The organism is Streptomyces smyrnaeus, from assembly GCF_017676345.1.
Taxonomy (GTDB): domain Bacteria; phylum Actinomycetota; class Actinomycetes; order Streptomycetales; family Streptomycetaceae; genus Streptomyces; species Streptomyces smyrnaeus.
The window spans coordinates 361,929-374,524 of record NZ_JAFFZM010000002.1; the positions used below are offsets into that span (position 1 = coordinate 361,929).

Sequence of the window (12,596 nt, forward strand, 5' to 3'; positions counted from 1 at the left end):
CGTTCCCGGGCGGGACGGGCTAATCTCACGCGTATGCCGCCTGCTCGACGCGCCACCACCCCCTCTGGAAGAGACCGGCGTACCTACGACCCGACCCGCATCCGCACCGCGCTCATCAACCAGGTCGAGGCCGTGGCCGACGCCGCGCACCGCCTCACGCCCGAGCAGCTCGCCCTCCCCTCCGGGCTGCCCGGATGGGACGTGCACCATCTGCTCGTCCACATCGCCGGGCAGATCGACGCGGTGCCCCACTTCCTGGCCCGCCCGGAGACGGAGGTGACCAGCAGGGCGCCGCAGGTCTCCCTGTCCCGCTGGGCCGTCTCGACGGCCGCCCTCGCGGAGGAGCTGGACGCGGACACCCGCCAGGACGCGGCGGCCTCCCCCGAGGCGACGGCCCGTATCGACCGGGCCGTCGCCGATCTGGAGCCGGTCATCGAGTCGGCCGTCCGCGAGGACCTGCTGATCCCGCACGACTTCGGCCCGATGCGGATGCTGGACTTCACCGTGACCCGGCTGGTCGAGCTGGTGGTGCACAGCGACGACCTGGCGCGCGCCACGGGCCTGCGGGTGGCGCTGGACCGGCAGGCGACGGCCGCCACCGTCCGACTGCTGGCCGACGCCCTGGCCGCCGAGGCGCCCGGCGCCTCGGTCGAGGTGCGCATCCCGCCGTTCGCCGTCGTACAGGCGGTCGAGGGCCCGCGGCACACCCGCGGCACCCCGCCGAACGTGGTCGAGGCCGACCCGCTGACCTGGATCCGACTGGCCACCGGCCGTACGACCTGGGCCGCAGCCCTGGGTACCCCGCAGCTGACAGCCAGTGGCGGCCGCGCCGATCTCTCGGCGGTCCTCCCCGTACTGGGCTGAAGGTCACAGGTCCCCGGTTCGGCGGAGCCGGTTGCTGGCCGTAGACTCGAAGACGTGCCACGTGGTGACGGAAAGCTCAGCCACGACCTCCTCCCCGGTGAGAAGGGCCCCCAGGACGCTTGTGGCGTCTTCGGTGTCTGGGCGCCGGGGGAAGAGGTCGCGAAGCTCACGTATTTCGGCCTGTACGCCCTGCAACACCGCGGTCAGGAGTCCGCGGGCATCGCAGTGAGCAACGGTTCCCAGATCCTGGTCTTCAAGGACATGGGCCTGGTCTCACAGGTCTTCGACGAAACCTCTCTCGGATCCCTGCGCGGCCATATCGCCGTGGGTCACGCGCGCTACTCGACGACAGGCGCCTCGGTCTGGGAGAACGCCCAGCCCACCTTCCGCGCAACCGCCCACGGCTCCATCGCCCTGGGCCACAACGGCAATCTGGTCAACACGGTGCAGCTCGCGGAGCTGGTCGCCAAGCAGGCCGAAGCCCCGGGCGGCCGGGCCACCCAGGTGGCTGCCACCAACGACACCGACCTGGTCACGGCCCTGCTCGCGGGCCAGACCGACGAGGACGGCAAGCCGCTGACCATCGAGGAGGCGGCGCCGAGGGTGCTGCCCCAGGTCCAGGGCGCGTTCTCGATGGTCTTCATGGACGAGGACACGCTCTACGCGGCCCGCGACCCGCAGGGCGTCCGCCCGCTGGTCCTCGGCCGGCTGGAGCGCGGCTGGGTCGTCGCCAGCGAGACCTCGGCGCTGGACATCGTCGGCGCCAGCTTCATCCGGGAGATCGAGCCGGGCGAACTCGTCGCCATCGACGAGGACGGGCTGCGCAGCCAGCGGTTCGCCGAAGCAAAGCCGAAGGGCTGTGTCTTCGAGTACGTCTACCTCGCGCGCCCCGACACCGACATCGCGGGCCGGAACGTGTACCTCTCCCGGGTGGAGATGGGCCGCAAGCTGGCCGCCGAGGCCCCCGCCGAGGCCGACCTGGTGATAGCGACGCCCGAGTCCGGCACCCCCGCCGCGATCGGCTACGCCGAGGCCAGCGGTATCCCCTACGGCTCGGGCCTGGTCAAGAACAGCTATGTGGGCCGGACCTTCATCCAGCCCTCGCAGACCATCCGCCAGCTCGGTATCCGGCTCAAGCTCAACCCGCTCAAGGAAGTCATCCGGGGCAAGCGGCTGGTCGTGGTGGACGACTCGATCGTCCGCGGCAACACGCAGCGCGCGCTGGTGCGGATGCTGCGCGAGGCCGGGGCCGCCGAGGTGCATGTGCGGATCTCCTCGCCGCCGATCAAGTGGCCGTGCTTCTTCGGTATCGACTTCGCCACCCGCGCCGAGCTGATCGCCAACGGGCTGTCGACCGACGAGATCGGCAAGTCGCTGGGGGCCGACTCGCTCGCCTACATCTCCATCGACGGAATGATCGAGGCGACGACGATCCCCAAGGACCAGCTGTGCCGGGCCTGCTTCGACGGGCAGTACCCGATGGAGCTGCCCGACCCCGAGCTGCTGGGCAAGCACCTCCTCGAAACCGAGGTGGAGTCCGACGTGGACGGTGTCAACAGGCTGGCCTCCGGTGTCGGCGCCGCCGACGCGCTGAAGCGCCCCTAGCGCCTGCCGCCCCGCCCCCGCCCTCGCGGGGGGCGCCGCCGCCTCTTCGGCCTGGCTGCCGTCCGGGCTCCCGCCGCCTCCCTCCCCGCCTCCGGCTCCACGGAAGGGGAGGGCGGGGCGCCCTCCTCCTTCCCGCAGACACGAGAGACGACGTACCGATGACCAACAGCAGCGAAGGCGTCAGCTATGCCGCCGCCGGCGTCGACATCGAGGCCGGCGACCGTGCCGTGACGCTCATGAAGGAGTGGGTCGCCAAGACCCAGCGCCCGGAGTCGATCGGTGCCCTCGGCGGCTTCGCGGGTCTCTTCGACGCCTCCCGTCTGAAGAGTTACGCCCGCCCCCTGCTGGCCTCGGCCACCGACGGGGTCGGCACCAAGGTCGCCATCGCGCAGCGCATGGACGTGCACGACACGATCGGCCACGACCTGGTGGCGATGGTGGTGGACGACCTGGTCGTCTGCGGCGCCGAGCCGCTGTTCATGACGGACTACATCTGCGTGGGCAAGGTCGTCCCCGAGCGGGTGGCGCACATCGTCAAGGGCATCGCCGAGGGCTGCGTCCTGGCGGGCTGCTCGCTGGTGGGCGGGGAGACGGCGGAGCACCCGGGGCTGCTGGGCCCGGACGAGTACGACGTGGCGGGGGCCGGCACCGGTGTCGTCGAGGCCGACGCCGTTCTCGGCCCCGATCGCATCCGTACGGGTGATGCGGTGGTCGCGATGGCGTCCTCCGGGCTTCACTCGAACGGGTACTCGCTGGTGCGGCACGTGGTCTTCGACCACGCCGGCTGGGCCCTGGACCGGCACGTGCCCGAGTTCGGCCGCACCCTGGGCGAGGAGCTGCTGGAGCCGACGAAGATCTACTCGCTGGACTGCCTGGAGCTGGCCCGGACCACCGAGGTGCACGCGTTCTCGCACATCACGGGTGGCGGGCTGGCCAGCAACCTCGCACGGGTCGTCCCCGAGGAGCTGCACGCGACCGTGGACCGCTCGACCTGGCGGCCCGGACCGGTGTTCGAGGTGGTCGCCGAAGCGGGCAAGGTGGCGCGCGCCGAGCTGGAGAAGACGCTGAACATGGGCGTCGGCATGGTCGCTGTCGTACCGCGGGAGTCGGTGGACGGCACGCTGGCGATCCTCGCCGACCGGGGCGTGGACGCCTGGGTGGCCGGTGAGATCACCGAGCGCGGGGAGCGCGGCGAAGCGGTCACGCTCACGGGTGACTATGCGCGGTGAGCTGCTGACGGCGGACCTTGCGCGGCTGCGGGCGGGCAGCACGCCGCCCGGGCACCGGCCGCTGTCGGCCGCCGTGCCCGCAGGTACCGTGAGCGCGCATGCGGCAACGCGTCACGTGCCACATCGGCGGCCCCGCGGCTGCGGATGGTTGCCGCACGGCACGGCGCGCGGCGCGCTCGTCCCGTGGACTCGCGCCTCATGGACCCGCAGCGCGCGCCAGAACCCGGCCCGGCGGTTGCCGGACCGGGTCAGTACGGGCGAACGTCAGGCGCCGCGGCGCTTCGACTGGGGGTCCGACGACCCGGGCGCGCCCGCGTCGTCCTCACCTTCGTCGTTGTACAGATCCGCGTACCGTGCGTACGGGTCGTCCTGCTCATCGTCCTCGAAGCGTTCGCCGTTCGGCGACTCGTTCGATGTCGATGCGCCCAGCTCCTCGGCCAGGCGCGATAGGTCCGTCCCGCCAGTGTTGTACTTCAGCTGGCGGGCGACCTTCGTCTGCTTGGCCTTGGCCCGGCCGCGCCCCATGGCTCGACCCCCTCAACGACGGGGCTCGACGGCCCCAGAGTCTTGACACGCGTTCATAGTTCAGAGCGGCCTCTCGACCGAGAGACCGGTACTCAGGGCTTCAACGGTACCTGCTTCCGCCGCCGTACGGTACGTCGCCCGCACGACACGGCCGCCGTCCGACGCGCCCGTCGACCCTTCTCGTGCTGGTCAGTGGCGATTTTACCTTCCTGTAGCTGAGAGACCCGCCGCGGGGTGGTGAGACCACTGTCACGGTGGCCCCGCGCGGGGCGCGCCGGCCGGTCATCGGCCCATGCGCTGCTCGGCGAGTCGGTCGGCGGCGGCCACCGGAGGCACGCCGTCCGCTTCCGCCCGCTCGAAGATGGCCACCGTGGTGTCGAAGATCTTCTCCGCCTTTGCTTTCGCACGTGCGAAGTCGAAGCCGTGGAGCTCGTCCGCGACCTGGATCACGCCGCCCGCGTTCACCACGTAGTCGGGCGCGTACAGGATGCCGCGCTCGGCCAGGTCCTTCTCCACGCCCGGGTGCGCCAGCTGGTTGTTGGCGGCGCCGCACACCGCCTTGGCGGTGAGCACCGGGACGCTCTCGTCGTTCAGCGCGCCGCCGAGCGCGCACGGCGCGTACAGATCCAGCCCCTCGGTCCTGATCAGCGTCTCGGTGTCGGCCACGGCCGTCAGATGGGCGCCCGGGTGCGCGTCCAGCACGGCACGTACCGAGGCTTCCCGCACATCCGTGACGACGACCCGCGCGCCGTCCTCCAGCAGGTGCGCGACCAGGTGCTTGCCGACCTTGCCGACGCCCGCGACGCCCACCAGCCGGCCGCGCAGCGTGGGAGCGCCCCACAGCCGCTGCGCGCCGGCCCGCATGCCCTGGAAGACACCGAAGGCGGTCAGCACCGAGGAGTCACCCGCGCCACCGTTCTCCGGCGAGCGACCCGTCGTCCAGCGGCACTCCTGGGCCACCACGTCCATGTCCTGCACGTAGGTGCCCACGTCGCAGGCGGTCACGTAGCGGCCGCCCAGGGAGGCGACGAAGCGGCCGTAGGCGCGCAGCAGGGCTTCGGTCTTGATCTGCTCGGGGTCGCCGATGATCACGGCCTTGCCGCCGCCGTGGTCGAGCCCGGCCAGCGCGTTCTTGTACGACATCCCGCGTGCGAGGTTCAGCGCGTCGAGCACCGCGGCCTGCTCCGGGTCGGCCGAGCCGGTGTACGCGTGGAAGCGGGTACCGCCCAGCGCGGGGCCGAGCGCGGTGGAGTGCAGCGCGATGACGGCCTTCAGGCCGCTGGGCCGGTCCTGGCAGAGCACGACCTGCTCGTGGCCGCCCTGCTCGGAGCGGAAGAGGGTGCTGACGACCGGGTCCCCGGCGGGGAGGCCGGCGGGAACGCTTGCAGAAGGTGATACCTCGATCACGGTAGTGACTCCTGGAATTGCGTCGTAGCCCTCGGCGGACACGCCGCTTGTGGCAGTCGAAGCCCGGGAGGGCCGGTCGCCAAGCAGCGTACGACCTACGCGTCGCGGGCACGTTGCGGTCCCACGATCGGGGTAGTCAACTGTCTTCCAGGCTCGCTCATGAGACCGGTTCGTGGAGGCGTGAGGCTTGGAGGCAATGCGTGGCTGAGAAAGCGTCGGTCGTCGTCCCGTACGCGGCGTATCTGCGGGTCTACGAACCGTTGGCGGCCTTCCCCGAGCCGGAGCGCTCGCACTGGATCGCATATGCGAAGGAGGAGCGCTTCCCCACCGCGCAGGACGAAATCCGCCGTGCCCTGGCCGACTTGGTGCCGGTGCCCCCCGTGGTGGTGCCGGTGCGGGAGAGCGCCGAGGCGTTCGTGACGGAGGTGGACGGCGTGACGTGCGTCTGTCCCTGGCGCACCCGGCTGCGCAGTTGGCAGGCGCTCACCGCGCTCACCCAGGCCGCGGCCGACAACGAAATCGCCCTGCCCCAGCCGGTGCTGGACGCCGCGCTGCCGCCCGTCGTGCGCCGGCAGGCCGCGTCCGACTACGAGCGGTGGCGCGAGCGCAACCCCGACGCCCGTCCCTGGATCCGCACGGCGCTGTGGCATGTGCCCGTGCGCTGGTTCGTTCTCTTCGAGGATGAAGAAAGGGAGTTTGCGAAGCCGGAATCGGGTCAGGAGAGCGGTCAGCAGTTCGTTTTCCGCTACCGCACGCCCATGGTCCAGGCGAGGCGTCGCCTCGCTCGCGGCCTGAAGGTGCTCCGCGAGGAGCTGGAAGAGGGGCCGCTCGTCGAGGGACTGATCGATGTGGGCCGCTGGCTGGAGGAATTCCACCCGCGTTCCCTGGTCGAGCTGGACTACGGCGGGCTGGCTCACGCCATCCCCGAGGAGCAGCTGGCGGGCGACCACTCCGCCGCCGATGTGGCGGAGGGCCTCCAGGCCCTCCGCGCGGGCGACGGTGAGCGTGCCGGAGCGGCGTACGAGCGGCTGACAGCGCGCTGGAGGGCGGTTCGCCAGCTCCAGTACGCGAGCTAGGCCCCATCCCTGTCGCACGGCGGGGACGGCTGTCACGCGACCCCCGCCGATCGGCGGGGCGGGAGTGGGACCTACGTCCCGAACCGGGTGTTTGCCTCAAGCGTGATGGATTGCACTTAAACGGGTCTTGCTCTCAGAGCTACCCCTCGTGTCAAAATAGGACAAGGAGTCCGCACGGGGCTCCTTCCGTCCAACTATGGGCGGATAGATCGGTATTGCGCTCCTTGGTGGGTCTGATGACCCCTCCTCCCGCTGTGACTGATCGTTACAGCGGGATGACTGTCCGCTATGGGACGGTCCATCGGCTTCCGCCGAGGTTGAACACCTGAGAGGGCAATTCCATCGGTTTGGCCGACGTGGCTGGACAGATGGTGTAGTTGTAGTGCCGAGGACAAGCCGTTCGTCCTATAACCGACTCGGCTCGCGTCCGCCATATCGGGCAACGCGGGTCAAGGTGCAGAATTTAGAGGAAAGAACCGTGATGGTTCGGTTCTCCCGAGGAGGCCGCTCATGACCGCTCGCACCCCTGATGCCGAGCCGCTGTTGACCCCGGCTGAGGTTGCCACGATGTTCCGTGTGGACCCCAAGACGGTCACGCGCTGGGCAAAGGCGGGCAAGCTCACGTCCATCCGCACGCTCGGAGGACACCGCCGCTACCGCGAGGCGGAGGTTCGCGCCCTGCTGGCGGGTATCCCGCAGCAGCGCAGCGAAGCCTGATCAGACTCTCTGAGCAGGCACAACAGCACCATACAGAGGCGTTTCCGGGGCCCCCACCCCATCGATCCGCCTGCTGCGCACCACACGGCCAGGTCGCTGCCCCAACAGTGCTTGTCCGTCGATCGCGCTGGACTCCGCCGGGTCCAGCGCGATCTTTTTTGTGCCCGCGCGGTGTTGGGCCGGCGTCTTCGGGTTCATGCCCTCTTGTGTCCGCCCGGCCTCGCCTCCGTGCGACGCGGTGCCGGTGAACGGCTGCGCGAGAGGTACGCGGGGGCCGCGCGGCGGGGTCGGTGAGCGCGCCTGAGCGGTTCTGGGCGCGGTTGTGGGATCGGTCGGCCCGGCAGTGCAATTGCACATATTAAATTGAGGCCTTCTGAGGGGCCCTCAAGTTCCCCGTCGGTACGGGGTGATTGCGTGACACCCGTCACATAAGGGAGATCTTGTGGCGATCGGCGTCGGTACGGTAATGCGCCAACGGCCGGGCCCTGTCCGTCACTTGTTCTGCCGGGGCACCATCGCCAGTCGCAGCAGGCGATGACACAGCGGGCAGTGCCGCGTCGCATGGCGCCGGCGCCCCGCGACGGCGAGGTGTCCCCGCAGAAGCGCCCTGGCCTCCCTGCGCGCCGCGTCGACGGGCTCCCTCGCCATGCGCCACCTCCTCCTTGCCCAGGACTACCCCGGGACCCGGGGGGCGTCAAACCCTTGAGGGACCACGAACGGGCCCGCCGATCCGTCGCGGCGGGGAGGAGCAGGTCGCAGCAGGGGGCATGGCGACGCAGTCGAAGGGCGGCCCCTCCCGGCCGAAGGGTGACCCGGCGACCCCGTGCCGGCACAGCAGAAAGGCCCGCGAGTCGGAACTCACGGGCCTTTCGAGGATGCGGTCCTGACGGGATTTGAACCCGCGGCCTCCACCTTGACAGGGTGGCGAGCACTCCAAACTGCTCCACAGGACCTCGCGAGATGGAACTCTACAGCAGGTCAGGGGCTCGGAGCGAACTCACCCTGAGCGACGGGCCGCTCACCCACCGCGCGGGCCGGAGCCTCAGGGCGCGGCGGCGTCCACCGCTTTCACGATCCGTTTGTCGGAGACGGGGTACGCGGTGCCCAGCGCGTGGGCGAAGTAGCTGACCCGCAGCTCTTCGATCATCCAACGGATGTCCCGGGCGGCCTGCGGCACCGGCCGCCCGGGCGGGAACTGTTCGAGCAGCCACAGGTACTCGTCCCGCATCTCGTGCACCTTGGCCATCCGCGTCCGGTCCCGCTCCACGTTGTGCGGGAGCTGTTGGAGGCGCCGGTCCGCGGCGACGAGGTAGCGCATCAGGTCCGGCAGCCGCCCGGCCCCGTGCTCGGTCACGAACCCCGGCTTGATGAGCTCTGCGAGCTGCTGCCGTACGTCGGCGACGGAGTCGGCCAGCACCGGGCTGGTGGTCGCCCGCAGCCGGCCCTCGCACGAGTGCCAGGCGGCCAGTACCTCCCGCACCTGGCGCACCGTCCGCAGCGTGGCGTCCACCAGATCGGCCCGTACGGCGTCGAACAGCTTGCTGAAGGCCTCCTCCTCCCAGACGGGCCCGCCACGGGCGGCCACCAGTTGGTCGACCGTCGCTGCGACGCAGTCCTCGAAGAGGGCCTGCACGCTGCCGTGCGGCGACCGTGCGAGGGCCAGCTTCTGCTGGTTGTCCAACTTCGACTGGGCGAACTTCGCGGGGTCTGAGGGGACGTTGAGCAGGATGAGACGCCGGGTGCCACGCCACATGGCGGCGCGCTGCTCCGCCTCGGTGTCGTACAGCCGTACGGCCACCGAGTCGCCCTCGTCCACCAGCGCCGGGTAGGCCTTCACCGGCTGGCCGGCACGCCGGGTCTCGAAGGTGCGGGGCAGTGAGCCGATCGTCCAGCTGGTCAGCCCCGTGCGCTGAAGGGCGGGCGGAGGGCCGCCGGCCGTCTCCGGGGACGAGGTGCCCTCCGAGGCCGCTTTGCGGGCCTTGTCGCGGGACGCCCGCGCCGACGAGTCGAACGCCTTGGAGATCGCCGTGCGGGTCTGCGACTTGAGCTGGAGCTGGAGCGCTTCGATGTCCTTGCTCTCGGCGAGCTTGCGACGCCGCTCGTCGGTCACCCGGAAGGTGATCTTCAGATGGTCCGGGACCTTCGCCCAGTCGAAGTCCTGGGCCGCCACCGGGACTCCGACCATCCGCTTCAGCTCCCGCGCCAGCGTGTACGTCAACGGCTCGGGTTGCGCCTGGGACTGCTGCTGCCGCGTACGGCGCAGAAACTCCTTGGCGTGGTTCGGCGCGGGGACGTAGTGCCGGCGGATCGCCTTGGGCAGGGACCGGATCAGCTCGGTGACCAGGTCCTCGCGCAGGCCCGGGATCTGCCAGTCGAAGCCCTCGGCGGTCACCTGGTTGAGCACCTGGAGCGGGACGTGCACGGTGACGCCGTCCGCGTCCGTACCGGGCTCGAACTGGTAGGTCACCGGCAGGGCGAGGCCGCCTTGCCGCCACACGTCGGGATAGTCCGTGGCGGAGATCTCCTCGGCCCGGTCGCTGATGAGCATCGACTTCTCGAAGTTCAGCAGGTCGGGCTCTTCGCGGCGCTTCTTCTTCCACCAGGAGTCGAAATGCGCCCCGGAGACGACATGTTCGGGCACCCGCTGGTCGTAGAAGTCGTACAGCGTCTCGTCGTCGACCAGGATGTCGCGGCGCCGGGCGCGGTGCTCCAGCTCCTCGACCTCGTCCAGCAGCTTGCGGTTGTCGCGGAAGAACTGGTGGTGGGTGCGCCAGTCGCCCTCCACCAGCGCGTTCCGGATGAACAGATCGCGGGAGGTCTCCGGATCGATCCGGCCGTAGTTGACCTTCCGCTGGGCGACGATCGGCACGCCGTAGAGCGTCACCCGCTCGTACGCCACCACCGCCGCCTGCTTCTGCTCCCAGTGCGGTTCGCTGTACGTCCGCTTGACCAGGTGCTGCGCCAGCGGCTCGATCCACTCCGGCTCGATCTTCGCGTTGACCCGCGCCCACAGCCGGGAGGTCTCCACCAGCTCCGCCGACATCACCCAGCGCGGCGGCTTCTTGAACAGCGCCGAGCCCGGGAAGATCGCGAACTTGGCGCTGCGCGCGCCCAGATACTCGTTCTTCTCGGTGTCCTTGAGCCCCACGTGCGACAGCAGCCCGGCCAGCAGCGACTGGTGAACGGCGTCGGGAGCCGCCTCCTGGCCGTCCTGGTCGCCGTGCCGGTCACCCAGCTGGATCTTCATCGTCCTGGCGACCTGGCGCAGCTGGCTGTAGATGTCCTGCCACTCGCGTATCCGCAGATAGTTGAGGAACTCCGCCTTGCACATCCGGCGGAAGGCGGACGACGACAACTCGCGCTGCTGCTCGCGTACGTAGCGCCACAGGTTGAGGAACGCCAGGAAGTCGCTGCTCTCCTCCTTGAAGCGGGCGTGGTGCTGGTCGGCCTGCTGCTGCTTGTCCGACGGGCGCTCGCGCGGGTCCTGGATGGAGAGCGCGGCCGCGATCACCATCACCTCGTGCACACAGCCGTTCCGGTCGGCCTCCAGCACCATCCGCGCCAGCCGCGGGTCGACGGGCAGCTGGGCGAGACGGCGGCCCAGCTGGGTCAGCTTCCGCGTCTTGCTCTCCAGCGCGCCGAGCTCCTCCAGCAGCTGTACGCCTGCCTTGATGCTGCGGTGGTCCGGCGGGTCGATGAACGGGAACTTCTCGATGTCGCCCAGACCGGCGGCCGTCATCTGCAGGATGACGGAGGCCAGGTTCGTGCGCAGGATCTCCGGATCGGTGAACTCGGGCCGGGCGAGGAAGTCCTCCTCCGAGTACAGCCGGACGCAGATGCCGTCCGAGGTTCGACCCGAGCGGCCCTTGCGCTGGTTGGCGCTGGCCTGGCTGATCCGCTCGATCGGCAGCCGCTGCACCTTGGTGCGGTGGCTGTAGCGCGAGATGCGGGCCGTACCCGGATCGATGACGTATTTGATGCCCGGGACGGTCAGCGACGTCTCCGCCACATTGGTGGCCAGCACGATGCGGCGGCCCGCGTGGGGCTGGAAGACCCGGTGCTGCTCGGCGTTGGACAGCCGCGCGTAGAGGGGGAGTACCTCGACCGGGCCGCCGGCCCGTGGCCCTTTGCCCTCGCGGGTGAACTTCTTCTCCAGCGCATCCGCCGTGTCCCTGATCTCCCGCTCCCCGGAGAGGAACACCAGAACGTCGCCCGGCCCCTCGGCCTGCAGCTCGTCCACCGCGTCGCAGATGGCGGAGACCTGGTCCCGGTCGGACGCCGCGCTCTCGTCGTCGTCCCCGCTCTCCTCCAGCGGCCGGTAGCGGACCTCCACCGGATACGTCCGCCCGCTGACCTCCACGATCGGCGCGTCCCCGAAGTGCCGGGAGAACCGCTCCGGGTCGATCGTCGCCGAGGTGATGATCACCTTCAGATCGGGGCGCCTGGGCAGCAGCTGCGCGAGATAGCCGAGCAGGAAGTCGATGTTCAGGGACCGTTCGTGCGCCTCGTCGATGATGATCGTGTCGTACTGGCGCAGCTCACGGTCCTGCTGGATCTCCGCCAGCAGGATGCCGTCGGTCATCAGCTTGACCAGCGTGTGGTCCTTCACCTGATCGGTGAAGCGCACCTTCCAGCCGACCACCTCGCCCAGCTGGGAGCCCAGCTCCTCCGCCACCCGCTCGGCGACCGTGCGCGCCGCGATCCGGCGGGGCTGGGTGTGACCGATCACACCCTGGATGCCGCGGCCCAGCTCCATGCAGATCTTCGGGATCTGCGTCGTCTTTCCGGAGCCCGTCTCGCCCGCGACGATCACCACCTGGTGATCGCGGACGGCCGTCAGGATCGCGTCCTTCTTCTGGCTGACGGGCAGCTGCTGGGGGTACGTGATCGGCGGAAGCGCCTCGCGGCGGGCGGCCACGCGCAGCTCGGAGGCGTCCATCGCCGCGGAGATCTCCGCGAGGACAGCCGTACGGGCCTCCCCCTTGCGAATCTTCCGCGCCCCCGCGAGACGGCGGGCCAGCCGGTGCTGGTCGCCGAGCATGAGGTGCGGGATGCGCTCTGTCAGCTCCTGGGGGGAGGGGGCGGGGGTCTGGGTGGAAGTCGACATACCACGCCAAGGATCGCACCCGCGGGGAGCCGGTGGCGAACGGTTTGCAACCGGGGGCGCGGCTTC

At 70.2% G+C, this 12,596-nt stretch carries 9 protein-coding genes and 1 tRNA gene; 5 read left to right on the forward strand and 5 right to left on the reverse strand.

Features of this window, described 5'->3' with window-relative positions:
- The first annotated feature begins 33 nt into the window (after positions 1–33).
- The 3 genes from JW613_RS05125 to purM all read left to right on the forward strand — a co-directional run bounded on the left by JW613_RS05125 (position 34) and on the right by purM (position 3,698).
- Positions 34–864 (forward strand): maleylpyruvate isomerase family mycothiol-dependent enzyme, encoded by an 831-nt coding sequence (locus tag JW613_RS05125; protein WP_209209484.1) that lies wholly within the window; start codon positions 34–36, stop codon positions 862–864.
- A gap of 54 nt (positions 865–918) precedes the next feature.
- Entirely contained in the window at positions 919–2,469 is a 1,551-nt protein-coding gene (gene purF, locus JW613_RS05130) for an amidophosphoribosyltransferase (RefSeq protein ID WP_209209485.1), read from the forward strand.
- A gap of 158 nt (positions 2,470–2,627) precedes the next feature.
- A complete protein-coding gene (gene purM / locus JW613_RS05135) occupies positions 2,628–3,698 on the forward strand; it encodes a phosphoribosylformylglycinamidine cyclo-ligase (protein ID WP_099883117.1) in 1,071 nt (356 codons plus the stop codon).
- A gap of 264 nt (positions 3,699–3,962) precedes the next feature.
- Here purM and JW613_RS05140 read toward each other — a convergent pair whose 3' ends face one another.
- Together JW613_RS05140 and JW613_RS05145 are read right to left on the reverse strand one after the other, a co-directional pair.
- Complete coding sequence (locus JW613_RS05140; protein WP_099883119.1) at positions 3,963–4,223, reverse strand: DUF3073 domain-containing protein; 261 nt, start codon at positions 4,221–4,223, stop codon at positions 3,963–3,965.
- A gap of 282 nt (positions 4,224–4,505) precedes the next feature.
- Positions 4,506–5,630: a Leu/Phe/Val dehydrogenase gene (locus JW613_RS05145; protein ID WP_209209486.1), complete on the reverse strand. Its 1,125-nt coding sequence runs from the start codon at positions 5,628–5,630 to the stop codon at positions 4,506–4,508.
- A 200-nt stretch (positions 5,631–5,830) separates the two neighbouring features.
- Between JW613_RS05145 and JW613_RS05150 the strand changes: the two genes are divergently transcribed.
- Complete coding sequence (locus tag JW613_RS05150) at positions 5,831–6,706, forward strand: DUF8083 family protein (RefSeq protein ID WP_209209487.1); 876 nt, start codon at positions 5,831–5,833, stop codon at positions 6,704–6,706.
- Positions 6,707–7,216: 510 nt separating this feature from the next.
- Positions 7,217–7,423, forward strand: coding sequence for a developmental transcriptional regulator BldC (gene bldC / locus JW613_RS05155; RefSeq protein ID WP_003949541.1), 207 nt, complete (start codon positions 7,217–7,219; stop codon positions 7,421–7,423).
- A gap of 492 nt (positions 7,424–7,915) precedes the next feature.
- Here bldC and JW613_RS05160 read toward each other — a convergent pair whose 3' ends face one another.
- The 3 genes from JW613_RS05160 to hrpA all read right to left on the reverse strand — a co-directional run bounded on the left by JW613_RS05160 (position 7,916) and on the right by hrpA (position 12,530).
- Positions 7,916–8,071, reverse strand: coding sequence for a DUF6274 family protein (locus JW613_RS05160; protein ID WP_209209488.1), 156 nt, complete (start codon positions 8,069–8,071; stop codon positions 7,916–7,918).
- Positions 8,072–8,301: 230 nt separating this feature from the next.
- Positions 8,302–8,376, reverse strand: a tRNA-Asp gene (locus JW613_RS05165).
- Between the two features lie 89 nt (positions 8,377–8,465).
- Positions 8,466–12,530, reverse strand: a complete 4,065-nt coding sequence (gene hrpA / locus JW613_RS05170; RefSeq protein WP_209209489.1) for an ATP-dependent RNA helicase HrpA — start codon at positions 12,528–12,530, stop codon at positions 8,466–8,468.
- Positions 12,531–12,596 lie beyond the last annotated feature (66 nt).

What these genes read in the sequence shown, in the direction of transcription:
- JW613_RS05125 (WP_209209484.1), top strand. Translation starts at nt 34, where the DNA reads ATGCCGCCTGCTCGACGCGCCACCACCCCCTCTGGAAGAGACCGGCGT.
- purM (WP_099883117.1), top strand. Translation starts at nt 2,628, where the DNA reads ATGACCAACAGCAGCGAAGGCGTCAGCTATGCCGCCGCCGGCGTCGAC.
- JW613_RS05140 (WP_099883119.1), bottom strand. Translation starts at nt 4,223, where the DNA reads ATGGGGCGCGGCCGGGCCAAGGCCAAGCAGACGAAGGTCGCCCGCCAG.
- bldC (WP_003949541.1), top strand. Translation starts at nt 7,217, where the DNA reads ATGACCGCTCGCACCCCTGATGCCGAGCCGCTGTTGACCCCGGCTGAG.
- JW613_RS05160 (WP_209209488.1), bottom strand. Translation starts at nt 8,071, where the DNA reads ATGGCGAGGGAGCCCGTCGACGCGGCGCGCAGGGAGGCCAGGGCGCTT.
- hrpA (WP_209209489.1), bottom strand. Translation starts at nt 12,530, where the DNA reads ATGTCGACTTCCACCCAGACCCCCGCCCCCTCCCCCCAGGAGCTGACA.